21 protein-coding genes are annotated in these 22,084 nt (G+C 57.0%); 12 read left to right on the forward strand and 9 right to left on the reverse strand.

The annotated features are described in order from the left end of the window. The first annotated feature begins 611 nt into the window (after nucleotides 1-611). The 6 genes from MWH02_RS07435 to MWH02_RS07460 are packed head-to-tail and all read left to right on the forward strand — an operon-like array spanning nucleotide 612 to nucleotide 7,540. A complete protein-coding gene (locus MWH02_RS07435; RefSeq protein WP_110867071.1) occupies nucleotides 612-1,136 on the forward strand; it encodes a GNAT family N-acetyltransferase in 525 nt (174 codons plus the stop codon). A 36-nt stretch (nucleotides 1,137-1,172) separates the two neighbouring features. Continuing rightward, nucleotides 1,173-2,786 carry an ABC transporter substrate-binding protein gene (locus MWH02_RS07440; protein ID WP_271460202.1) on the forward strand — a complete coding sequence of 538 codons (1,614 nt, stop codon included), beginning with the start codon at nucleotides 1,173-1,175 and terminating at the stop codon, nucleotides 2,784-2,786. A gap of 12 nt (nucleotides 2,787-2,798) precedes the next feature. Next, the gene (locus MWH02_RS07445; protein WP_271460203.1) at nucleotides 2,799-3,791 is read left to right on the forward strand and encodes an ABC transporter permease; all 993 of its coding nucleotides are present in this window, start codon (nucleotides 2,799-2,801) and stop codon (nucleotides 3,789-3,791) included. Next, entirely contained in the window at nucleotides 3,788-4,621 is an 834-nt protein-coding gene (locus tag MWH02_RS07450) for an ABC transporter permease (RefSeq protein ID WP_154157335.1), read from the forward strand. The genes MWH02_RS07445 and MWH02_RS07450 overlap by 4 nt, the downstream gene beginning before the upstream one ends. After that, on the forward strand, nucleotides 4,618-6,225 hold the full coding sequence (locus MWH02_RS07455; protein WP_271460204.1) for a dipeptide ABC transporter ATP-binding protein: 1,608 nt from the start codon (nucleotides 4,618-4,620) through the stop codon (nucleotides 6,223-6,225). Before MWH02_RS07450 ends, MWH02_RS07455 begins: the two co-directional genes overlap by 4 nt. 10 nt (nucleotides 6,226-6,235) lie before the next feature. After that, entirely contained in the window at nucleotides 6,236-7,540 is a 1,305-nt protein-coding gene (locus tag MWH02_RS07460) for an LLM class flavin-dependent oxidoreductase (protein ID WP_271460205.1), read from the forward strand. 148 nt (nucleotides 7,541-7,688) lie between these two features. Here MWH02_RS07460 and MWH02_RS07465 read toward each other — a convergent pair whose 3' ends face one another. Next, complete coding sequence (locus MWH02_RS07465; protein WP_439652360.1) at nucleotides 7,689-8,474, reverse strand: phosphate/phosphite/phosphonate ABC transporter substrate-binding protein; 786 nt, start codon at nucleotides 8,472-8,474, stop codon at nucleotides 7,689-7,691. Next, the gene (locus tag MWH02_RS07470) at nucleotides 8,371-9,438 is read right to left on the reverse strand and encodes a fatty acid desaturase (protein ID WP_271460207.1); all 1,068 of its coding nucleotides are present in this window, start codon (nucleotides 9,436-9,438) and stop codon (nucleotides 8,371-8,373) included. Before MWH02_RS07470 ends, MWH02_RS07465 begins: the two co-directional genes overlap by 104 nt. 203 nt (nucleotides 9,439-9,641) lie before the next feature. Here MWH02_RS07470 and MWH02_RS07475 point away from each other — a divergent pair, with 203 nt between their 5' ends. Beyond that, the gene (locus MWH02_RS07475) at nucleotides 9,642-10,664 is read left to right on the forward strand and encodes an LLM class flavin-dependent oxidoreductase (RefSeq protein ID WP_137387124.1); all 1,023 of its coding nucleotides are present in this window, start codon (nucleotides 9,642-9,644) and stop codon (nucleotides 10,662-10,664) included. A gap of 98 nt (nucleotides 10,665-10,762) precedes the next feature. On the opposite strand, the gene MWH02_RS07480 is transcribed toward MWH02_RS07475, so the two are convergent. The 6 genes from MWH02_RS07480 to MWH02_RS07505 all read right to left on the reverse strand — a co-directional run bounded on the left by MWH02_RS07480 (nucleotide 10,763) and on the right by MWH02_RS07505 (nucleotide 15,580). Continuing rightward, nucleotides 10,763-12,034, reverse strand: a complete 1,272-nt coding sequence (locus MWH02_RS07480) for an alanine racemase (protein ID WP_271460208.1) — start codon at nucleotides 12,032-12,034, stop codon at nucleotides 10,763-10,765. Nucleotides 12,035-12,045: 11 nt separating this feature from the next. Next, on the reverse strand, nucleotides 12,046-12,783 hold the full coding sequence (locus tag MWH02_RS07485; RefSeq protein WP_271460209.1) for an amino acid ABC transporter ATP-binding protein: 738 nt from the start codon (nucleotides 12,781-12,783) through the stop codon (nucleotides 12,046-12,048). Next, nucleotides 12,780-13,424: an amino acid ABC transporter permease gene (locus MWH02_RS07490; protein ID WP_154156654.1), complete on the reverse strand. Its 645-nt coding sequence runs from the start codon at nucleotides 13,422-13,424 to the stop codon at nucleotides 12,780-12,782. The genes MWH02_RS07485 and MWH02_RS07490 overlap by 4 nt, the downstream gene beginning before the upstream one ends. Then, nucleotides 13,421-14,158, reverse strand: a complete 738-nt coding sequence (locus tag MWH02_RS07495; RefSeq protein ID WP_271460210.1) for an amino acid ABC transporter permease — start codon at nucleotides 14,156-14,158, stop codon at nucleotides 13,421-13,423. The genes MWH02_RS07490 and MWH02_RS07495 overlap by 4 nt, the downstream gene beginning before the upstream one ends. Nucleotides 14,159-14,208: 50 nt before the next feature. Next, entirely contained in the window at nucleotides 14,209-15,045 is an 837-nt protein-coding gene (locus tag MWH02_RS07500) for an ABC transporter substrate-binding protein (RefSeq protein WP_271460211.1), read from the reverse strand. Nucleotides 15,046-15,187: 142 nt separating this feature from the next. Further along, on the reverse strand, nucleotides 15,188-15,580 hold the full coding sequence (locus MWH02_RS07505) for a RidA family protein (protein ID WP_008109150.1): 393 nt from the start codon (nucleotides 15,578-15,580) through the stop codon (nucleotides 15,188-15,190). 391 nt (nucleotides 15,581-15,971) lie between these two features. Between MWH02_RS07505 and MWH02_RS07510 the strand changes: the two genes are divergently transcribed. From MWH02_RS07510 to zigA, 3 genes are all read left to right on the forward strand, one after another. Next, nucleotides 15,972-16,724: an IclR family transcriptional regulator gene (locus MWH02_RS07510; protein ID WP_271460212.1), complete on the forward strand. Its 753-nt coding sequence runs from the start codon at nucleotides 15,972-15,974 to the stop codon at nucleotides 16,722-16,724. Nucleotides 16,725-16,840: 116 nt separating this feature from the next. Further along, the gene (locus MWH02_RS07515; RefSeq protein ID WP_271460213.1) at nucleotides 16,841-17,947 is read left to right on the forward strand and encodes an ABC transporter substrate-binding protein; all 1,107 of its coding nucleotides are present in this window, start codon (nucleotides 16,841-16,843) and stop codon (nucleotides 17,945-17,947) included. 165 nt (nucleotides 17,948-18,112) lie between these two features. Further along, a complete protein-coding gene (gene zigA / locus MWH02_RS07520; RefSeq protein WP_271460214.1) occupies nucleotides 18,113-19,333 on the forward strand; it encodes a zinc metallochaperone GTPase ZigA in 1,221 nt (406 codons plus the stop codon). A 34-nt stretch (nucleotides 19,334-19,367) separates the two neighbouring features. On the opposite strand, the gene MWH02_RS07525 is transcribed toward zigA, so the two are convergent. Beyond that, the gene (locus tag MWH02_RS07525; RefSeq protein ID WP_192235324.1) at nucleotides 19,368-20,036 is read right to left on the reverse strand and encodes an O-methyltransferase; all 669 of its coding nucleotides are present in this window, start codon (nucleotides 20,034-20,036) and stop codon (nucleotides 19,368-19,370) included. A 90-nt stretch (nucleotides 20,037-20,126) separates the two neighbouring features. Here MWH02_RS07525 and MWH02_RS07530 point away from each other — a divergent pair, with 90 nt between their 5' ends. Next, a complete protein-coding gene (locus MWH02_RS07530; protein ID WP_271460215.1) occupies nucleotides 20,127-20,765 on the forward strand; it encodes a TetR/AcrR family transcriptional regulator in 639 nt (212 codons plus the stop codon). A 121-nt stretch (nucleotides 20,766-20,886) separates the two neighbouring features. Next, the gene (locus MWH02_RS07535; RefSeq protein WP_222234145.1) at nucleotides 20,887-21,708 is read left to right on the forward strand and encodes a Cof-type HAD-IIB family hydrolase; all 822 of its coding nucleotides are present in this window, start codon (nucleotides 20,887-20,889) and stop codon (nucleotides 21,706-21,708) included. The last annotated feature ends 376 nt before the right edge of the window (nucleotides 21,709-22,084 follow it).

Consider the following 22,084-nt stretch of genomic DNA (forward strand, 5'->3'; position numbering starts at 1 on the left):
CCTTCACTTTGCTCGTCTGCCTGACGGACCGGCGGAGACGGGACGTCCTGTCCCGGCTCCGCCTTTCGCCCGCGTCCTGCGGGCTCTCCTGGCTTCCTCGCTGCGTTCAGCGCTGCGGATTGCCTGCCCAAAAGTGGCCCCGGCCTGCTTAAACTTCTGTGCGTGTTTTTGAAAAGGGCACATTTGCTAAAGGCGCTGGCGCGTCTGCTGCGGCAAAAGGGCTATCCGCAGCGCTGAGGCTTTTACGTAGGGCCAGGAGCCTCACGCAGAGATGCGTGAGGCAGTTCGGGGCCGGCCAGGACGGCCGATCCGCGAACGGTCCGTTTGGCACAACGTTGAAGCCGAAGGTACCGCGTAAGCGGCGCGAGGACGGCCCGTGACGCAGCAGATGTGTCAGAGCCTGCTACCTGTTCAAAGCAAAATGCTTGCTTAACTGACAGTCATTACGCCATTAATGGCGACCCTACGAGAGTTTTATTTCCGTGGGCATTATTGCATCGCAATAAAATACCATTTCCCATATTCAACAAATCGATTGCCGTTATTCTCGGTTTACTTTAATCCGCCGGATTTTAATACTTTCGGCAGGATTGAATAAGGAAACGGTCACCATGAGTCAGCTAATTGAAGTTGCCAAGCCCGACGATGCGGAAGAAATATTTGCGCTGTTGCAACGCGCCTATGCTGCGCTGGTGGCGCTGGATGTGCATTTCACCATTTCACAGGGCAACGTCGAGCAGGTGCGCCGCGTCATCGAGCAGGAAACCGTGCTGGTGCTACGCAAATGGAAACGCGCGGTGGCGACCGTCACGGTGCGTTTTCCGTGGCAGCAGGATGAACATGCGCCTTCGTCGCTGCCGTTTATTCACTGGTTCGCCGTCGACCCTGATTACAAAGGGCAGGGCTACGGCCGCGACATCATCACCTACGCCGAAGAAACCCTGCTGAAAGAGACGCTGAAAGCGCCGGGCGTCTATCTCGCCACCGCCACCAAGCATCCATGGCTGAGCGAGCTCTATCTGCGTCGCGGTTATCAACCGTTCCATCACCGCACCAATCCATTAGGCGAAGCGCTGGTGTTTCTGAAAAAGGAATTCAACCCGCCAGCCGATCAACCCATCGCCAAAATCGCCTGAATAACTAAAAAAGCACCTGCAACCACCAAGGATCTTATGAAAGCGAATTCAATCACTCTCGCGCTGGGTGTGACTTGCCTGCTGGGAAGCGCATCTCTTTTTGCCGCTGAGCAACCGCGCAGCGGCGGCAGCTTAACCTTCGGCGTCGAAACTGAACCCGTGCCGTTTAACCCGCAGCTAAATGGGCAATCCAAAGCGGAAGTGACGCTGCGTAACGTGTGGGAATCGCTGCTGGCGCGTCGAACCGACGGCAGTTTCGTACCCTGGCTGGCAGAAAGTTATGAGGTCAGTCCGGACGGCAAAGTGTATCGCTTTAGCCTGCGCCGCGACGTCACCTTTTCCAACGGCGAGAAGCTGGATGCCAATGCGGTGGCCGAGAATTTCCGCCATGTGCAGGATGCAAAGTATTGCGCCGGCAGCAGCATCTGCGCATTGGGCGCGAGAATTGCCAGCGTGGCGACGCCAGACGATCACACCGTCACCATCACACTGAAGCAGGGCTATTCGCCGTTCCTGTCGTTCGCCGCCAAATTGCAGATTCTGGCACCGGCCAGCTGGAACTCGCCGCAGCTGAAAGCCGGTGGCAAAGAGATTGCGGGCACCGGGCCGTTTATTATCGAGAGCTACGAAAAAGGCCAGCAGGTGACATTCGTACGCAACCCGCACTACAACTGGGCGCCCGCCACCGCTAAGCATCAAGGCCCGGCCTATCTGGAACGCGTGACCTATCGCTTCCTGCCGGAATCCTCGGTGCGTACCGGCGCGCTGCTGTCCGGGCAGCTGGACGCGATTGAAGGGATTTCCGGCAATGACGCCGGTGAATTCAAAGACAATCCAGACTTCACTTATCAGCACGCGCTGAATACCGGCACGCCATATTCACTGTTCCTTAATGTGGAATACGGCCCGACGCAGGATGTGAACGTGCGTCAGGCGTTACTACAAGGGCTGGATATCGATCCGCTGCTGAAGTCGGTGTATCGCGGCGAACGCACCCGCGCGTGGGGGATTACTTCGCCGGTCGATCCGCTCTACAACAACGATCTCGAAGGTCAGTATGGTAACAATCCCGCTGCCGCCAACCAGCTGCTGGATGAAGCGGGCTGGCAAACGCGCGACAGCGACGGTTTCCGCACCAAAGACGGCCAGCGTCTGAGCATTGAAGTGATTCAGGCGCAGGCAACGGTGCGCGATCAACGCGATGTGCTGCTGCAGGCGATTCAGGCGCAGGCGCGCCAGCGTCTCGGCGTGGAGATCAAACTGCGCTACGTCGATTCTGGCACCTACACCGAGGTGCGCAACACCGGCCACTTCGGCTCGATTGCTAACTCGAATACCGAAACCGACGGCATCGATATCGAAAACCACTATCGCCCGGTAAAAGCTGGCGGGCCGATTAACTACAGCCGCGTCAACAGCCCGCAAATTAACGGCTGGCTCGATCAGGCGGCAGCGACGCTGGATATTAATCAGCGCCGTAAATTCTACAGCCAGCTGCAGCAATACGCGCTGCGACAGCAGGCGCTGGCGATCCCGCTGTATGAACCAGAAGACCAGATCGCCACCGCCAGCTACGTGCACGGTGCCGGTTTCCGCAGTTTTAAACAGATGCCGGAGAACGCGTACGACATCTGGATCAGCGACCACTAACAGGAGGCGAAGATGAGTCTGGAAAGCATTGTCACCCGCACGCCACGCGCGCGTCGGCCATCGGTGTGGCGCAGCGACCTGACGCGCCGCATCGTCAGCCGCCTGCTGGGCGGCGTTCTGGTGCTGTGGGCGGCGGTTTCGCTGGCCTTTCTCGGCGTGCATCTGGCGCCGGGCGATATCGTCAGCCTGCTGATCGGTGAGCAGCTGCGTACGCCAGCCATTGAGGCGGCGATCCGCGCCGAATGGGGCCTGAACGAACCGCTGTGGTGGCAATATCTGCACTATATGTGGCGCGTGCTGCACGGCGATTTTGGCCGTTCTTACATGCTCAACACTGAAGTCAGCCATCTGCTGGCCACGCAGCTGTGGCCCACCATCAAACTGACGCTGGCGGCGCTGCTGGTCAGCATCATTTTTGCGGTGGTGATTGCCGTCGGCACCGCGCATCGTCGCATTGGCCGCCGCGTGGCTAACGGTGTCGAGCTGCTGCTGGCCTCCATGCCCTCTTTCTGGATGGGTATCGTGCTGCTGTTTATTTTCAGCTTTACGCTGCGCTGGTTCCCGGTGGCGGGCGATCGCTCGCTGTCGTCGCTGGTGCTACCGGCGCTGGCGCTCGGTCTGGCGCAGGGCGCGGTGATCGCTCAACTGCTGCGCCGCGAGCTGGAGCGCGCGCTGGATGCGCCATTCACCCTGACGCTGCGCGCGTGGGGCGTGGGGGAAATCACCCTTCGTCTGCGCCACGCGCTGCGTCATGCGGCGCTGCCTGCGGTCACGTTAACCGGCTGGCTGGTGGGCGGATTGCTGAGCGGCGCGGTGATTACTGAACAGGTATTTGGTCGTCCCGGCCTTGGCAAACTGACCGTCGATGCAGTGCTGGCGCAGGATCTACCCGTGGTGCTGGCGGTAGCGATTCTCTCGGCGCTGATCTACGTGGTGATGAGCACCCTGGTTGACATCCTGTCGCTGTGGATTGATCCGCGTCTGCGCGGGGAGAGCAAATCATGATTGCCGTGCTTCAACGTCTTCCGGTTGCGCTGCCCGCCGCGGTGTGGGCAGCGATTCTGTTTCTGATTGTATTGGCAATCGCGGTGATCGCGCCGCAGTGGCTAGCGCACAGCGATCCGCTGCTGGCCGATCCGGTTAACGCGCAGCTGCCGCCGTCGGCGCAGCACTGGCTGGGCACCGATCAGCTGGGGCGCGATCTGCTGACGCGCGTGATCTACGGCAGCCGCTATTCGCTGCTGATCAGCGTGGCGGCGATGGCGCTGGCGGTGGTGTTTGGCACTTTGCTGGGATTGGTGGCGGCGCTGGCGCGTGGCGTGGTTGATGAGCTGTTGAGCCGCGCGGTGGATGTGATTTCCGCCTTTCCCGATCTGCTGCTAGCGCTGATGCTGATCGCCTTTACCGGGCCCGGCACTAACAACCTGATTATCGCGCTCGGCGTCGCATCGGTGCCGCGTTTTGCCCGCGTGGTGCGGGCACAAACCTACAGTGTGATGACCTCCGGCTATGTTGAGCAGGCGCGCACGTTTGGCCTGTCACGCTTCACGCTGATCACGCGTCACATCCTGCCGCACGCCATTGCGCAGGTGCCGGCGCTGGCTACGCTGGGGCTTGGCACCGCGATTATCGGCACTGCCGGATTGAGTTTCCTCGGCATGGGGCCGCAGCCACCGACCGCCGAATGGGGCCTGATGCTGGCGGAAGGACGCAATTATCTGCGTAACGCGTGGTGGATCGCCGTGTGGCCGGGCGTGTTTATCACGCTGACGGTGATTGCGGTGAATACGCTGGGGCGTTACTGGCAGGCACGTTTTGAAGGACGATCCGCATGAGTCAGCCGTTTATTGATATCCAGAATCTCTCGATCCGTTTTGGGCCGCAGCAGGTGGTGAAAAACCTCAACCTGCAGGTCGCGGCGGGCGAATCGGTGGCGCTGGTCGGGGAATCCGGTTCCGGCAAAACCCTGACCGCGCGCAGCCTGCTTGGCCTGCTGCCGGAAGGCGCGGTGTTAACCGCTGACCGTTTCACCATTGACGGCCGCGATATGCGCCACGCCAGCCGCAGCGACTGGCGCGCGCTGCGCGGTCGCCGCATTGGCTATGTGTTGCAGGACGCGCTGGTGTCGCTCGATCCGCTGCGCCGCATTGGTCAGCAGCTGAGTGATGCCCTAAGCGCCGCCGGTCATCGCAACAATTTGCAGGACAAAAGCCTCGCACTGCTGAAGGCGGCAGGCATTCACGATGCCGAAAGCCGCCTGGAACGCTATCCGCATCAACTTTCGGGCGGCCAGCGCCAGCGTGCGTTAATTGCTACCGCGCTGGCCGGTACGCCAACCTTATTGATCGCCGATGAACCGACCACCGCGCTGGATATGACGGTGCAGCGCCAGATTCTACAGCTGCTGGCGCAGCGCCGCCGCGACGGCCACGGCCTGCTGCTGATCAGCCACGATTTGGCGGTGGTGGCGGAACTGGCGGATCGCGTGCTGGTGATGCGCGATGGCGAAGTGGTGGAGCAGGGCAACAGCGGCCCGTTGCTCCATCGTCCGCAACACGCCTGGACGCAGCGCCTGCTGCGCGCGGTGCCAACGCCCGCCACGCGCGGTCTGCGCCTGAGCGCGGCTGAGCCGACGCCGCTGCCGCCGCGCCCGACACGCATTAGCGCACCGTTGCTGGAAGGCATCGGCCTGCATAAAGCCTATGGCGATCGCCTGGTGCTCAACGACATCAACTTCACGCTGCACGCCGGAGAGACGCTTGGCGTGGTCGGCGAATCCGGCTCCGGCAAAACCTCGCTGGTGAAAGTGGTGATGGGCTTAACCGAACCGGACAGCGGCACCCTCCTGCTGGAAGGTGAGCGCTGGGATCGTCTGCCGGAGAAAGCACGCCGCGCCCGGCGTGCGCGGCTGCAACTGATCGCGCAGGACCCGTTCAGCTCATTCGACCCGCGCTACACGGTGGAGAAAATTATCGGCGAAAGCCTCGATAGCGCCGGGATTTACGGCGATGCGCGGCGTCAGCGCGTGCGTCAACTGCTCGATGAAGTGCAGCTCGGCGACCGCTTCCTGCAGCGCTACCCGCAACAGCTTTCCGGCGGTCAGCGCCAGCGCGTGGCGATTGCGCGCGCTTTTGCACCGAATCCGGCGCTGCTGGTGGCCGATGAACCGGTCAGCGCGCTCGACGTTTCGGTGCAGGCGCAGGTGCTGGATCTGCTGGCCGATATGCAGGCTGAACACGGCACCGCGCTGCTGTTTATCTCTCACGATCTCGGTGTGATCCAGCATCTGGCGGATCGCGTGCTGGTGATGCAGAACGGGCAAGTGGTGGAGAGCGGGGCGCTGCAGCAGGTGTTCGCCGCGCCGCAGCATCCGTGGACGCAAAAACTGTTACAGGCGCTGCCGGTCATTCCTGACTGGCAGCCCACGAACGCATACTAAGGAGAGCAGAATGAGTCAGACACAACGCCAGCTGCGGCTGGGCGCGATTATTCAGGGCGTATCCGGCAACATGTCGGCATGGCGTCATCCCGATGCGGTGGCGGATGCCAGCATTAACATCGATTACGTGCTGGATCTGGCGCGCAAAGCTGAGCAGGCGAAGATCGATTTCCTGTTTGTCGCCGATGGCTTGTACATCACGCCGCAGTCGATCCCGCACTTCCTCAACCGTTTTGAGCCGATCACCTTGCTGTCGGCGCTGTCGCTGGTGACCCAAAAAATCGGTCTGGTCGCTACGCTTTCCACCTCCTACAGCGAGCCGTTTACCGTGGCGCGCCAGTTCGCCAGCCTCGATCATCTGAGCGGCGGTCGCGTCGGCTGGAACGTGGTGACGTCGCCACTGGAAGGTTCGGCGAAAAACTTCTCGCGCAGCACCCATCCAGAGCACGACGAGCGTTACCGCGTTGCCAGCGAGTATTTGCAGGTGGTGAAAGGACTGTGGGATTCGTGGGAAGGCGATGCCTTTGTGCGCGACAAACAGAGCGGAGAATTCTTCGCCGCCGACAAGCTGCATACGCTAAATCATAAAGGACACTACTTCTCGGTGCAGGGACCGCTCAACGTCGGTCGCTCGCCGCAGGGCCGCCCGATTGTGTTCCAGGCGGGCGCGTCGGAAGCGGGCAAAGCCTTTGCCGCCGAAGCCGCCGATGCCATTTATACGCGCCAGGAAACGCTGGAGCAGGCACGCAAATTTCGTGAAGATGTGCGCCGCCGGCTGGTGGCACGCGGGCGCGATGCCGATGATATCCGTGTGTTCCAGGGCATCAGCGTGATTATTGGCGAAACGGAACAGGATGCCGAGCGCCGCTATCAGCAAACCGCCGAGCTGGTGACCATCGATAAAGCGCTGGAGTATCTTGGTCGCTACTTCGAGCATCACGATTTCAGCCAGTACGCGCTGGATGAAGCTTTCCCGGACATTGGCGAGCTGGGCAGCAACAGCTTCCGCAGCACCACCGACAAGATCAAACAGAACGCGCGCGAACGTGGCTTAACGCTGCGCCAGGCGGCGCTGGAAGAAGCGACGCCGCGTCCGACTTTCCTGGGTACGGCGGAGCAGGTTGCCGAAGGGCTGACAAACTGGTTCCTGCAGGGCGCAACCGACGGCTTTATCGTGCGTGGCGGTACGCCAACGGCGTTTGATGATTTTGTGGCGCAGGTCATTCCGCTGTTGCAGGCGCGGGGTATTTATCGCAAAGAGTATGAAGGCGAGACGCTGCGTGAAAACCTCGGCTTGCCCGAACCCGAGAATTAGTTTACGGCGCAGCGGCACAGGGTCGAAGTGGCTTAAAGGTCAAATGAACGCGATGAATCGCGCCGCTACGAATATGTGCGCTTTATGTGTACGGTAATCAATCACCGCACATTCCGTAGCGGCGCAATTTATTGCGCAATGTTGAACATTACAACGCCGTCACGCCCAGCGCGGCGGCGCGATCTTTCCACTCCCGCACTTCGTCATAAAACGCCCGATCGCTCACGCTGAATCCACTAATCAAACTCTCCGCTAACAGATCCTGATAACGCTTTTCGCTGGTCAGTTCGCTCAACGCACTGCGCAATTTCTCGAGGGTTGCTGCATCGGTTTTGGCTGACGTAATCAGCGGCAGCGCGGCGCACAGCGGTGTTTCGCCGATGATCTCCAGCCCCGCCAGCTCCTGCGGGAAATTACGGCGCAGCAGCGCCCAGGTGATGCAATCAATCGCCGCGATATCCGCCTCGCCCGCGCGCAACGCCGCCAGCGACTGACGATGGCTGCCGCTGAAGCGGGTTGCGCTGAAGAATTTCCCGTCCTGCGCCAGCGGCGCAATCACGTAGCGCAGCGAGTTGAAACCGGAGTGGGAATCGTTGCTGTTGCACACCGCGCGCCGTCCGCGAAAGTCGCTTAGCGTCAGGTTCTCATCTGCGCTGCGCACTACCAGCCAGCTGCGATAGCGCTGGCCGTCGCAGCCCTGGGCGCTGGAGAGGAAGGTGCCAACCAGCTGCACATCGGGCAGCAGCTCCACCAACGGATAACCACAGGTTTGGCTCAGCAGCAGCTGGTCATCGCGCCAGTGCGGCAGTAAATCCTGCGGCCAGCTAACTTCAGCTGGCACGCCGCGTTGTTGCAGCAGCGTCGTTAGCGCTGAGGTCAGGCCGATAGTCGCCTGATGGTTGATGTCGTACATCGGTAACGAAAGAGTGGGCATCCTGTGCATCCTTTTGCGTACCCGGATGGGCATTAACCTCGACCGATTTGCGCCAGAAGCGGGTTATCCATTCGCCATAACCGGCGACGCGAAAACCGTGGTTACGCTGGTGATAACCATCGCGATACAGCAAATAGACTTTGCGTAATCCGTACCACGGCAAACCGGGTAGATCGTGATGTACAGAATGATAGTTGAGATTGAGGAACAGCAAACGCCATGGCAACGCGGCTTCGTTATTGACCGAGCGCGCCAGCGGCTCCTCGTCGGCACGATGCTCGTAGAAGGATCGCACTTTGGTCAGCATCAGCGCCGGATAACTCACCGTCAGCACCAACCACAGCGGCGAGAAGCCATGCAGCGTCATCCAGTAAAACAGCACGCTCAGTAAGGTGAGATGAATAATCCACATCGCCATCGCCGGTTTATCGCGATCAATAAAGGCATGCGCCAGTTTTTTTAGGGTGGCGGCCATATCCAGCAGCGGGCCGATCAGCAAACGTCCGGGAAAGGTGTTGCGCAGATGAATCACCTGCTGCTGCCATGGCTTGAGTTGCGCCCAGCGCGCCGGCGAAAGGTAGTAGGTTTCCGGATCTTCATCGGGATCGGTCAGCGTGTGGTTGCGGTGATGCGCCAGATGCGAGTCGCGGTATAAGCCATACGGATACCACACCGCCAGCGGCAGCGTGCCGAACAGCTGGTTGAGACGGGGAAAACGCGTCGGGTGGCCGTGAATCAACTCGTGCTGCAGCGACATATACCAGGTGGTAAACAGGACCAGCAGCAGCGTGCTCAGCGTTAACCCCAACGTTCGCCAATAGACAACGCTGGCGAACCAACCGCCGTACACCGCCACCATCAATAGCCACGTTGGCAATTCGCTACGCCACAACCAGCTGCGCGCCAGTTGATGCACCACGTCACGCTGTTGCGCACTGAGATAGGCGGATGTCCCTTTACTCATGGTGAAGCCGAACCTGTAAACAGTGATTAGGCTTTTGGCGATGATTGATCACCGTGATGAACACAAAGAATCTCTTTTCTTAGTTATGCAAAAAAGTTGATGAAGCGCGCGAAATCTATTGGCTATCAGTCACCTCGTCTGTGGCGTAACCTTGCTGCATTGAAAACGTTCGAGCCGGCGCGGCTCACGAGGAGAATTTCAGCATGAAAAAGATTGGCTTCTTATCTTTTGGTCACTGGACCCCATCATCACAATCCGCCACCCGTTCGGCGCAGGACGTACTGCTGCAATCGATTGATTTAGCAGTCGCCGCCGAAGAGTTGGGTGCCGATGGTGCTTACTTCCGCGTGCACCACTTTGCGCGTCAGTTAAGCTCGCCGTTTCCGCTGCTGGCAGCGGTCGGTGCGCGCACCAAAAAGATTGAAATTGGTACCGGCGTGATCGACATGCGCTACGAAAACCCGCTATATATGGCGGAAGATGCCGGTGCGGCGGATCTGATTTCCAACGGGCGTCTGCAGCTCGGCCTGAGCCGTGGCTCGCCGGAGCAGGTTATCGAAGGCTATCGCTACTTTGGCTTTGATCCGCAAAACGGTGAAAGCGATGCCGATATGGGCCGTCGCCATACCGAGGAACTGTTGGAAGTGCTGCGCGGTGAAGGTTTTGCTAAACCCAATCCGCAGCCGATGTTCCCCAATCCACCGGGCTTGCTGCGTCTTGAGCCGTTCTCGGCCGGTTTGCGTGAGCGTATCTGGTGGGGTTCTGGCTCCAACGCGACATCTATCTGGGCGGCGCAGCAGGGCATGAACCTGCAAAGCTCCACCCTGAAAGATGATGAAACTGGCGAGCCGTTCCACGTGCAGCAGGCGAAGCAGATTCGTGCTTATCGTCAGGCATGGGAAGCGGCGGGCCATCAGCGTACGCCGCGTGTTTCGGTGAGCCGCAGCATTTTTGCGCTGACCAACGACACCGACCGCGCCTACTTTGGTCGCAGTGGACAGGATCGGGATTCGGTGGGTTTCCTCGACGAGAAAACCCGCGCCATCTTTGGTCGCAGTTATGCCGCCGAGCCGGATCAGTTGATCAAACAGCTGGCGCAGGACGAAGGGATTGCCGAAGCGGATACGCTGTTGCTGACCATCCCGAATCAGTTAGGCGTGGATTACTGTGCGCACGTGATTGAGAGCATTTTGACCCACGTTGCACCGGAGTTGGGTTGGCGTTGATATAATAAATTGCGTCGCTACAACAGATGCACCATTCCGTAGCGGCGCGATTTATCGCGCAATAAATTGCGCCGCTACGATCACCGATTAATTACCCATCAAAACGCTGTTTCCAGTGAATCTGTGACGCAATAATCATCATCCACCAGCGGCAGATAGCGCCATTTATCAAAGGCGGTACAAGGATGCGAAATACCGCAGCCGACCCAATCGCCTACCTGCAGCGGCTCATCCTCCGGCAATAACAGATAAGCATGCTGATCGTTCACATCACTGATACGCAAATGCGCCGCCGCGCGTGGGGCGCTGCCATCGGCGTTGCGGATCCACAGCGGATTGGGCAGATCCTGATCGAACGGGACATCGCGGCGGCCAAAATCGACGAATGCCAGGCCCGGCTCCGGACGCGACAACACGCGGCCCCAAATCTCCAGCGCGGCAGCAAAATGATGCGTTGCGCCCGGCTGAGCAAAGGGCGCGATGCGTGCATAGAGTCCGCTGTCGTGCGCCATATAGGCGCCGGACCGGATCAGCGGCGTCATCGGCAGCGGCAGTTTCGCCGCGGTGAAGCACGCTGTCACCACATCAAACCAGGCGCCGCCACCGGCGCTGAGGATGATGTGGTCGCTGGTAAACAGCTGCTTTTCCGCCAGCAATTCAGCGGTAGCGATCATCATCTGGCAGTAATCCTTCACACGCTGAATGCCGCGTTCATCGCGGCCTGCACCGAGCGCGCCTTCATAACCGGCGACGCCCACCAGCTTGAGCGCCGGGCAGGCGGCGATCGCTTTGGCAATCGCCAGCGCATCTTGCTGAGAACGACAACCGGTGCGGCCGCCGCTGACAGACATCTCCAGCAGCACCGAAATCTGGCTGTCGCCGAGGTTCTGCGCCAACAGCTTCACGCCCTGTAGCGAATCGACGTAGCACAGGAAGCCGTGATCGGGATGCTGCTGTTGCCATTGCGCAATCCAGCGAATACCCGCCGGATCGACCAGCTCGTTGGCAAGAAACACATTGCGGATACCGAACTGACGCAGCGCGCGCACCTGCGCGGGCGTGGCGGCACCCAAACCCCACGCGCCGCCTTCGCTAATCGCGCGGCGCAGAACGGCAGGCGACATCGAGGTTTTCCCGTGCGCGGCCAGCATCACGCCGTTTTCGCGGCAGAAGTCTGCCAGCTGGCGCAGATTGTTCTCCAGCGCCGACTGTTTCATGATCATCAGCGGCGAAAACACCTGATCGCTGCTCAGCACCGCCGTGCCGAGAGCCAGCGGCGACTCGCCGGCTCCGGCAACCGATTTAAAACGTGGCGCGGTTAGCTTCGCATCCAGTAATCCATCCGCCTGCAGCGGAAAGCGAATCGACATAGATCCTCCTGTTAGTGCTCAAGTACGCGCGATAAAAACTGCTGCGTGCGCGGGTTATGTGGATTGACGAAAATCTGCTCGGGCGAACCTTGTTCGGCAATCACGCCCTGATCCATAAACACCACGCGGTCAGCGGTTTTGCGCGCGAAGCCCATTTCGTGTGTCACCACCACCATCGTCATGCCTTCACGCGCCAGGCTGCGCATCACTTCCATGACTTCGCCTACCAGTTCTGGGTCCAGCGCCGAGGTAGCTTCATCGAAGAACATGATTTTCGGTTCTACCGCCAGCGCACGGGCAATCGCCACGCGCTGCTGCTGACCACCGGAAAGCTGCGCCGGATAGTGATGCGCGCGCTCGGCCAGTCCGACGCGCGTCAGCGCCGCCATGCCGCGTTTATTGGCTTCGGCTTCCGACAGCTTTTGCGCTTTGATCAGCGCCAGCGTGACGTTGCCGAGCGCGGTTTTGTGCGGGAACAGGTTGAACTGCTGGAACACCATGCCAACGTGACCGCAGATTTCGCTGGCGCGCTTGCGTTGGTGCAGCGGAACGTCGTTGACCCACACTTCACCGCCGTCGGCCACTTCCAGCCCGCTCATGATGCGCAGCACGGTACTTTTGCCAGAGCCGGATGCGCCAATCAGCACCAGCACTTCGCCCGGTGAAACATCCAGGCTGATCTCTTTCAGCACCTGGGTTGCGCCAAACGATTTGGTTATCCGGCTTAAGGTAATCGCGGATTTGCTCATGAGATTTGGCTCCTGGTTTGATGATGTTGAACCCAACGGGAAAGCGGGAAGCAGACGGCGAAGTAGAGCAGGGCGACCAGACCGTAAACCACCACCGGCTGACCGATGCGATCGACAATCGCCTGGCCCTGATGCATCAGTTCGGACATGCCGATCATGCTGACGATCGAGGTGTCTTTGATCAGGGAAAGATACTGACCCGCCAGCGGCGGCAGCACGATGCCGCGCGTTTGCGGCAGGATCACGCTCATAAAGGTCTGACGCTTCGACAGGCCCAAAATCCATGACACTTCCCACTGGCCTTTTGGCACCGCTTCGATGCCGGCGCGGAACACTTCCGCGATATACGCGCCCTGATAGATGCTCAGGCCAAGAATACCGGCGGCAAACAGGTTGATGTCATAGCCGAAATAGGCGACGCCGAAGTAGATGAACATCAGCGTGATCAGCACCGGCGTGCCGCGAAACAGCTCGGTGTAGATCACCGCAATCTGCTTCAGAACGGGTAAGCGGCTGGTGCGCAACACCGCCGCCAGCAAGCCCAGCAGCGTGCTGCCAATGATCGCGGCCACCGACAGCAGCAGCGTGATACCGAGCCCTTTTAGCAGAATCGGTAACGAACTAATGATTAACTCGTTCATAGCGCGTTCTCCCGTTTTACTGGATTAGTCAGCCATTTTCTTGCCCACCACCAGGCGGACTTTTTTACCGGGGTCACCAGCGGCGGGTGGAACATGCGCCGTCCTGCCATCGTTCCCACCCAGGAGAACAGGTTGCTCAGCACCAGATAGACCAGGGCAACGACGCTAAATGTCTGGATATAAAGAAGCGTGCGCGCATTAATCACTGTGGCGGTGCCGGTCAGTTCGGGCAGCGCAATCGCAGACAGCAAAGAGGTGCCGAGCAGCAGCTGAATCAGGTTGTTGATAATGGCGGGCCAAACCGCGCGCGCCGCCTGCGGCAGCACCACAGTGAGAAACACCTGACGACGGGGAATGCCCAGCACCCATGCGGCTTCAAGCTGGCCTTTCGGCACCGATTGAATGCCTGCGCGGAAGGTTTCGGATAGGTAGGCACCGACGTTAATCCCCAGCGCCAGCACGCCAGCGGTAAAGGCGCTCATGGTGATGCCGAGCGACGGCAGACCAAAGAAGATGATGAAGATCTGCAGCAGCACCGGCGTGTTGCGGATGAACTCAACGTAGCAGTGACTGATCCAGCGCAGCGGGGCCAGCGGCGACGCTTTCGCCAGCGCCGAGAGCAAACCTAGCGCCACTGCCAGCGCAAACGCCAGCAATGTCACTTGCAAGGTGAGCCACGCGGCGGCAAGAAAAGTGTCGGCGTAGCGCCACAGTGTTAGCCATTGATAACTCATGGTTCTGCTCCTTCGGGCGGCGCAGCAGCAGTTGCCGCGCCGCGTGGGGATCAATATTGCGGATTCAGCGGGTAACGCGGTTTGTTGCCGAACCATTTCTGATACAGCTGGGCGTTTTCACCGGAGGCGTTAATTTCAAACAAGAATTCGTTGAGGTAGTTGGTCCAGACCTGATCGCCCTGCTTCACGCCAAAGGCATTGTATTCCAGCGGCACCAGCGCTTCATTGGTCACGGTTAACGTTGGGTCGAGCTTGGCCTGATAGGCGAGGAAGTTGTTATCCTCGATCATCGCATCAGCCTGCCCCTGTTTCACCGCGAGGATGGCAGCCTGCGATGAGTCGTACTCCTGAATCTTCACGTCAATGCCCAGGTTGCGCACTTCGTCACCGTTGGTCGAGCCTTTCACCGTGGCGATGGTTTTGCCGCCCATATCGTGTGCGGACTGGATGCCGCTGTTCTTGCGCACCAGCATCGCTTCACTCGCCACCACATACGGGTTGGTGAAGCCGATCTCTTTGGCGCGTTCCAGATTGCGGGTGAAGTTGCAGAACACCACATCCACTTTATTGGTTTGCAGATTAGGAATGCGGTTGGCGCTGGTGGTGTTGACCATTTCCAGTTTCACGCCCATCTCTTTGGCCAGCGCTTTGGCGAGATCAACATCGTAGCCGTCCGGGTTACCGTCTTTATCGTAAAAACCGAACGGGGCGAAACTCAGGCAGTCGCCGACGCGCAGCGTGCCACGTTGCAATACGGTTTGCAGCGCTGATTGCGGCGCCGCGCCCGCTTCTTTTTTGTCTTCGGTTGGCGTACAGCCCGCCAGCGTCAGTAATACCAGCGCGCCGGCTAGCGCGTTGAGGCTCACTTTTAGCGATGTTGTCTTCATTGTTATGCTCTCTTTAGAAATTTTGACGAGACGGTGTAATACCGTTATTTCATAGCAAAATAGAAAGGCATCAATTAATAACAGGCTGTCCTGGTGTGGGCGGAGAAAGTAAACATTCGCCAGCCTGTTTTAACCGTAATATTTATTTACGATCGGCGCGGAAGCATTTCATATCGACTTCGACTTTGCAGTCGACGACTAAATCCTGCACGCTACAAATACGCGCCGGGGGATTTCCGCTAAATATCTCACTGAATACTTTATTAAATGAACTGAAATAACGCGCATCAGTTAATACCGCCGTGACATGCACCACATCCTCGACGCGATAACCGGCTTCGCGCATGATGGTGAGACAGTTTTCGAACGCCAGCTGCGTCTGTTCGATGATGCCACCTTCCACCACTTCGCCGTCGCGCATCGGCGTTTGGCCGGAGATGTAGAGCCAGCCATCGGCTTCAACCGCGCGGGCAAACGGCAGTTTCTGCCCGCCGGTACCGGTTCCGCCTTCTACGCCATAACGTTTAATCGTCATCCCTTTCTGCTCCTGTTGCAGCGAATATCTGCTTACTGTGTTGTCTGGTATACCAGACTGCTATCTGCAATACTGGATAGGGCAAGATTTGCACAGGAAATTTTCTTTTGCAATATGTGCACAGCGATTTAATTTTTTGTGATGTCGTCGGGATCGCAAAATAAAATTAACTTTTGTCTGTGTTTATATTGGAGTGTGATCGTTATCGTAGTTTTATAAACGTTGAGTGAGCGTATTGCGCCATAATGAGGCACCAAAATTGATCGTGCTAATTAATGGCAGGTAATTAATATTTATTTAATCCGGGATGGGTAAAAGCCGATGCGCGGTGTATCATGCCCTTCTTTCATTGCCTTTAGCTGTTGTACCCATGCCATCAAGGAGTGAGTTTATGCCGGACGAAAAACCCTCGCGGGCGCGCGGAGTTGACCGGGTTATTGATATCTTTCGGCAGTTGCACAGCGCACGTCAGCCGATGTCGATGCGCACGTTGATCGACGCCACCGGCGCACCTCGTTCCAGCATCTATGAATTAGTCAGCATGCTAAGTGAAGCTGGTTTGGTGGAGCTGGATGCCGAAGGCGCAGTGTTCTTTGGCCGTGAGATGCACTATTACGGTGCGGATTATATGGCGCATAACGATCTGATCCGTCGGGCGCATCAACTCATGGTGGAGATTGTGGCGCGCCACGGTGAAACCGTGCAGCTCTGCATGCTGGAGGGCAACAAATACACCGTGGTGCTCTCTGAGAGCAATGCGCATCCGTTCAAAATCACTTCGGATATCGGCGTGCGTGTGCCGATTACCTGGACCGCGACCGGGCGTTTGCTGCTGAGTAACTGGTCGGACAGCGCGATTCTGGATTTGATCCCGGAGGAGGATTATCGCCTCGCCAGCGGCCAGATCCTCGATAAGCAGGCGTTTCTTGATGAAATTCATCACGCTGGAAAACTCGGTTACTGCATGACCGAAGGCTTGTCGGAAAGCTTTACCTGCTGCATGGCGGCGCCGATCCGTTCGCGCAGCGGTCAGGCGGTGGCGGCAATCTGTTTTATGGTCAGCCGCGATACGCCGCAGGAGCGTCGCCAGATGCTGTTGCAGGAACTGATCACATCCGGACAAAAACTCTCTGATTTCACCTAACAGCACCTGCATAAAACTCTGTTACAACTGATTGAAGTGGCGTTTATTCTCGCCACTTAAGGTTGTGTTAAGGTAATTGATAATAATAACTATTCTTTTTACCACGGAGTTTTGGCATGAAAACGCGCCTGCTTTTGGCAATGGGATTACTGGCTTCAACGGCGGCGGCTGCCTCCACGTATCCGCTGACCGTCACCGATGTGGACGGCAACACGCAAACCATCAACAAAGAGCCGCAGCACATCATATTGCAGGATGGGCGCGACATTCTGACGCTGGCGCTGCTGGATCGCGACGATCCGTTTAAGCGCGTGGTGGCGTGGAATAATCTGCCGAAAAAGCAGGACACGCAAACCTGGGATGTACTGAAAGGGCGCTGGCCGGAAGCGACGAAAATCGTCGATATGGGTTTTAACGATCAGGGCCAGGTCAATCTCGAAAGCGTGCTGGCGCAGAAACCTGATTTGATGATTGCGCAACTGCGCGCCAAACCGGCGTTACAGCAATCGGGCGTGCTCAGCACCTTGCAAAATCTGCATATTCCGGTGGTGTTCCTGGATTATGAACTGCATCCCGCGCAGAACACCGCGCCGAGCGTGACGCTGCTCGGTAAAGTGTTGAACCGCGAAAGCCAGGCCAGGGCTTATACCGATTTCTATCAGCAGAAATTCACGCGCATCACCCAAGGCGTGGCGCAAGTAAAAGAGAAGCCAACGGTGTTTATCGAGCCGATAGCCGGGAATAGCGACAACTGCTGCTTTACGCACAGCCACAATGGCTGGGGCGGATTGGTGGAAGCGGTGGGCGGCAAAAATATCGGCTCTGAACTGCTGCCGGGCAATGCCGGATTTGTGGCGCTGGAAAAAATCATCGCCATGAAACCGGATGTCTACATCATGACCGGATCGAAACGTCCAAACGCTAATGTGTTGCCGTTTGGTTATGGCGTGCAGCCGGAAGAGGTGAAAGCCACCTTCCAGACGCTGCTGAAGCGCACCGGCCTGGCGCAGATCGAGCCGGTGAAACAGGGCCGCGTATATGGCGTGTACCACCACTTCTATAATCATCCGTACAACATCATCGGCATGGAAATTCTGGCGAAAGATCTCTATCCGCAGCAGTTTGCCGATCTCAAACCGAACGCGGATTTCCGCACCATCGTTAAAAATTTCACCACGTTGCCGGATAACGCCATCGATTTGAGTTATCCCGACAACCAGTAATCGCAGGTTTTCCCCGTTCGCCGTAAGGTCGCCATTCATGGCGACCAATCCGCTCCATCAACATTCCTCAATGACAACGTTAATTGTTATGTTATAACATAACTAAAAACACCATTGCGCGTATGCCTATACGTCTTGTGAACCTTGTCATTCAGAGGAGTTGCTATGTCAGCATTAACCCAAAATCAGGATGGTTTCAAAAAACTTCCCGTCACCGTGCTTTCCGGCTTTCTCGGCGCAGGTAAAACCACGCTGCTCAATCATATTCTCAATAACCGCGAAGGCCGTCGTGTGGCGGTGATCGTCAATGATATGTCGGAAGTGAATATCGATGCCGCGCTGGTGCGCGAGGGCGGGGCAGAGCTGTCGCGCACCGACGAAAAGCTGGTGGAAATGAGTAACGGCTGCATCTGCTGCACATTGCGTGAAGATTTGCTGCTGGAGGTTAATCGTCTGGCGAAAGATGGCCGCTTCGATAATTTGGTGATCGAATCGACCGGCATTTCTGAACCGTTGCCGGTGGCGGAGACCTTCACCTTCGCCGATGAAGAGGGGCAGAGTCTGTCTGAAGTTGCCTCGCTCGACACCATGGTGACGGTGGTCGATGGCTTTAACTTCCTGCGTGACTATGAATCGAATGAGAGCATTCAGTCGCGCGGAGAATCATTGGGCGCTGAGGATGAGCGCACGGTGGTGGATTTGCTGGTCGATCAAATCGAGTTCTGCGATGTACTGATTCTTAACAAAACTGACCTGATTAACGAGACGGAAAAAGCGCGGCTGATGGCGATCCTGACGTCGCTCAATCCGCGCGCCAACATTATCACCTCTGAATTCGGCAAAGTGGGATTGGATCAGGTGCTCAACACCGGTTTGTTTGATTTTGATGCCGCCGCGCAGGCGCCGGGCTGGCTGCAGGAGTTGCGTGGAGAACACACGCCCGAGACCGAAGAGTACGGCATTCGTAACTTCGTGTTCCGCGCGCGTCGTCCGTTCCATCCGATGCGCTTTGCTCACTTGATTGAAAATGAGATGCACGGAGTGGTGCGTTCCAAAGGCTACTTCTGGCTTGCCAGCCGTCCGCGTCATGCCGGTTCGTGGTCGCAGGCAGGCGGCGTATCGCGTCAGGGTTTAGCCGGCATGTGGTGGGCCAGCGTGCCAAAAGATCGCTGGCCGGAAGATGCGGAAAACCTTGGCTACATCTTAGAAAACTGGGTTGACGGCAGCGGCGACGCGCGACAGGAACTGGTGTTTATCGGCATAGAAATGGATGAAAACGCGCTGCGTAGCAAACTGGAACAGGCGCTGTTAACCGATGAGGAAATGGCGCTCGGACCCGATAACTGGGTGGAATTCCCCGACCCGTTCCAGCCATGGTTTAACTGATTAGTCAGGTCGCCATTCCTGGCGACCTTCATAATTACACATTCCCAACCCACATCGACACCTCAACCCCATCGTTAAACGGCAGCGACATAAAACCACGATTACTGTGCACCAGCTCCAGATACTCCGGGCTGAAGTCGGCATCGTCGGCAACAATCAGCGCGCCGGGACGCAAAAACGGCTGCACCAACGTTACAATCTCCGGGTAAATCGCTTTTGCACCGTCCAGCACCAGCATATCGATGGTGGCCGGAAGATCGCGGCTCAATGTCTGCAACGCATCGCCCACGCGTACCTCAATCAAATCGCTGACGCCGGCATCGGCGAAATGGTTACGAGCTAACGCCACTTTCCCCGGTTCAAACTCGCAGGTGATGATGTTACCGCCGCCGTTATCGCGCAGCGCCGCCGCCAGATGCAGCGTGGAAATGCCGAATGAGGTGCCAAATTCAACGATGGTTTTGGCATTGCTGCTGCGCGCCAGCATATACAGCAACTTGCCGGTTTCACGTGATACCGCTAACGGCACCTCTTTTAGATGTCCATAAAGTTCCAGGTAATCGGTTTTGCTGTGTAGCAGGCGATGTTGCTCGGCGTCAGTCATGGTTCTGAAGGCGTTATTGGTAGGATGCGCCATATTATCGGCCAGTTCAAACAGGTAATTCAGCAGCGGCGCCAGTGGCGCAGAGGTTAAGGTATTCATGTTGTTCTCCGTACAGACAAATGGATTTTGCTGTGCCAACAGAATACGATGAATTATTCGCATTTCACTATTCGTGTTCAGGAGATGATAGTGACTGAACCACGTAACATTAAGATTTCACAGAGAAAAAGACCCAGGCAGGCGCGTTCCAGCGAGCTGGTTTCCGCCATTTTGCAGGCGGCTACTCAGGTTTTGGAGCTGGAAGGCGCCGCGCGTTTCACCACGGCGCGGGTGGCGGAACGCGCGGGCGTCAGTATTGGATCGCTGTATCAATATTTTCCCAATAAGGCAGCTATTCTTTTCCGATTACAAAGCGAAGAATGGCTACGCACTAGCGATTTGTTAGGTGCGATTCTGCGCAATACCGCCAACACGCCGCGTCAACGACTGCACGATCTCACACTGGCGTTTTTGCATTCGGAATGTGAAGAGGCGGCGATGCGCACCGCGCTGAATGACGCCGCACCTTTGTATCGTGATGCGCCGGAAGTGCAGGAAGCGCGCGCAGCGGGTGAAAATGTCATCAGCGATTTTCTGCGTGAAGTATTACCGCACTCAGAGGAAAGTGAACGATCGCGCGCCGCAGATTTATTGAACAGTACGCTGGGCAATGTTGGGAAACATTTTTCCGAATCGCCGCGCACGCCAGCAGAGATTCAGGCTTACGCGCAAGAGATGGCGGCGATGTTTTGTGCCTGGATCAGGGAAAAAGGCGCCGATTTACAGTAAAAGATGGACTGGAAATCTCTGAAAGCGGTTAACAAACTCATTATTCACATTCTCAATAATCCACACCGCGAGTAAGCTTAACAAAACTTTATTGAGCCGAATGAGCAAACGGGAGAGCAAAATGGCAGTGAAGATGATTGCGGTGGATATGGATGGCACTTTTCTCGATGACAACAAACAATACAACGCGCAGCGCTTTGCGCGTCAGTATGCGTTGCTGAAAGAGAAGGGCATTCGTTTCGTGGTCGCCAGCGGCAATCAGTATTATCAGTTGCTGCGCTACTTTCCTGATATCAAAGACGAGATCGCTTTTGTTGCGGAAAACGGCGCCTGGGTTTCTGACAGTAATGAAGAGATCTTCTGCGGCGAACTGGCGCAGGAGCGCGTGCATCAAATTCTCGACATCCTCGCCAAAGAGCCGGACATCAGCACCGTAGTCTGTGGCCGCAACGGCGCGTACGTGCACACCTCAATGTCCGACGAAGTGATTGCCATGTTGGCGAATCACTATCATCGTCTGGAAAAGCGCGACAATCTCTACAATATCGACGACACCATCTTTAAGTTCTCGCTGAATCTGGCGCACGAAGGCGTTGATGCCTTGATGGAACGTCTGCACGCTGAGTTGGGCGCGATTGAAAACATCATGCATCCGGTTTCCAGCGGTTTTGGGTTTGTGGATTTGATCATTCCTGGCTGCCACAAAGCGCACGGAATCGCGCTGCTTCAGGAAAAATGGGGCATTGATGATTGTGAAGTGGTGGCGATAGGCGACAGCGCCAATGACATCGAAATGTTGCGTCAGGCGTGCTACAGCTTCTCAATGGCGAACGCCGCCGCGCCAGTCAGCGCTGTGTCGCGTTACAGAACCGAAAGCAACAATGACGAAGGCGCGCTTAACGTGATCGCACGCATTTTGGCGCGCGAAGTGCCGTTTGGCTGATGTTACTGATGCGGAGCGTCATTGCAGGCAATGACGCTCAAGCAGAATGGTAGTTGTTAATTCATCTCACTTACTAGTACCCGTCATATACCTCATTGAGAAAGGGTTATAACGCATATACCCGCCTGATTTGTCAAAAGTGACCAGTGTTGTCGTTCTAATCTTTCCTTTATATATAAGACAACCAAGTGTTATTGGAATTTAATCCAAAATTTACTGTTAAGATAAAAGCATTATAATGCAATGGTTTGAGGGCTTTTTTACCTTCAACACATCTTGCGATAACTTCACTTGTCTTATAATTAGGTAGGAAGATTCCCTCGAATTAATTTATTACTCTTTTTTTATAAGTTCATCCAGTTGAAAAAATAATGAT

This window comes from Pantoea leporis (assembly GCF_028048155.1).
In the GTDB taxonomy this organism is placed as follows: domain Bacteria; phylum Pseudomonadota; class Gammaproteobacteria; order Enterobacterales; family Enterobacteriaceae; genus Pantoea; species Pantoea leporis.

What these genes read in the sequence shown, in the direction of transcription:
- MWH02_RS07445 (WP_271460203.1), top strand. Translation starts at nt 2,799, where the DNA reads ATGAGTCTGGAAAGCATTGTCACCCGCACGCCACGCGCGCGTCGGCCA.
- MWH02_RS07500 (WP_271460211.1), bottom strand. Translation starts at nt 15,045, where the DNA reads ATGAAGACAACATCGCTAAAAGTGAGCCTCAACGCGCTAGCCGGCGCG.
- MWH02_RS07485 (WP_271460209.1), bottom strand. Translation starts at nt 12,783, where the DNA reads ATGAGCAAATCCGCGATTACCTTAAGCCGGATAACCAAATCGTTTGGC.
- MWH02_RS07515 (WP_271460213.1), top strand. Translation starts at nt 16,841, where the DNA reads ATGAAAACGCGCCTGCTTTTGGCAATGGGATTACTGGCTTCAACGGCG.
- MWH02_RS07475 (WP_137387124.1), top strand. Translation starts at nt 9,642, where the DNA reads ATGAAAAAGATTGGCTTCTTATCTTTTGGTCACTGGACCCCATCATCA.
- MWH02_RS07440 (WP_271460202.1), top strand. Translation starts at nt 1,173, where the DNA reads ATGAAAGCGAATTCAATCACTCTCGCGCTGGGTGTGACTTGCCTGCTG.
- MWH02_RS07455 (WP_271460204.1), top strand. Translation starts at nt 4,618, where the DNA reads ATGAGTCAGCCGTTTATTGATATCCAGAATCTCTCGATCCGTTTTGGG.
- MWH02_RS07470 (WP_271460207.1), bottom strand. Translation starts at nt 9,438, where the DNA reads ATGAGTAAAGGGACATCCGCCTATCTCAGTGCGCAACAGCGTGACGTG.
- MWH02_RS07495 (WP_271460210.1), bottom strand. Translation starts at nt 14,158, where the DNA reads ATGAGTTATCAATGGCTAACACTGTGGCGCTACGCCGACACTTTTCTT.
- MWH02_RS07435 (WP_110867071.1), top strand. Translation starts at nt 612, where the DNA reads ATGAGTCAGCTAATTGAAGTTGCCAAGCCCGACGATGCGGAAGAAATA.
- MWH02_RS07490 (WP_154156654.1), bottom strand. Translation starts at nt 13,424, where the DNA reads ATGAACGAGTTAATCATTAGTTCGTTACCGATTCTGCTAAAAGGGCTC.
- MWH02_RS07525 (WP_192235324.1), bottom strand. Translation starts at nt 20,036, where the DNA reads ATGAATACCTTAACCTCTGCGCCACTGGCGCCGCTGCTGAATTACCTG.
- MWH02_RS07510 (WP_271460212.1), top strand. Translation starts at nt 15,972, where the DNA reads ATGCCGGACGAAAAACCCTCGCGGGCGCGCGGAGTTGACCGGGTTATT.
- MWH02_RS07460 (WP_271460205.1), top strand. Translation starts at nt 6,236, where the DNA reads ATGAGTCAGACACAACGCCAGCTGCGGCTGGGCGCGATTATTCAGGGC.
- MWH02_RS07535 (WP_222234145.1), top strand. Translation starts at nt 20,887, where the DNA reads ATGGCAGTGAAGATGATTGCGGTGGATATGGATGGCACTTTTCTCGAT.
- MWH02_RS07450 (WP_154157335.1), top strand. Translation starts at nt 3,788, where the DNA reads ATGATTGCCGTGCTTCAACGTCTTCCGGTTGCGCTGCCCGCCGCGGTG.
- MWH02_RS07480 (WP_271460208.1), bottom strand. Translation starts at nt 12,034, where the DNA reads ATGTCGATTCGCTTTCCGCTGCAGGCGGATGGATTACTGGATGCGAAG.
- zigA (WP_271460214.1), top strand. Translation starts at nt 18,113, where the DNA reads ATGTCAGCATTAACCCAAAATCAGGATGGTTTCAAAAAACTTCCCGTC.
- MWH02_RS07465 (WP_439652360.1), bottom strand. Translation starts at nt 8,474, where the DNA reads ATGCCCACTCTTTCGTTACCGATGTACGACATCAACCATCAGGCGACT.
- MWH02_RS07505 (WP_008109150.1), bottom strand. Translation starts at nt 15,580, where the DNA reads ATGACGATTAAACGTTATGGCGTAGAAGGCGGAACCGGTACCGGCGGG.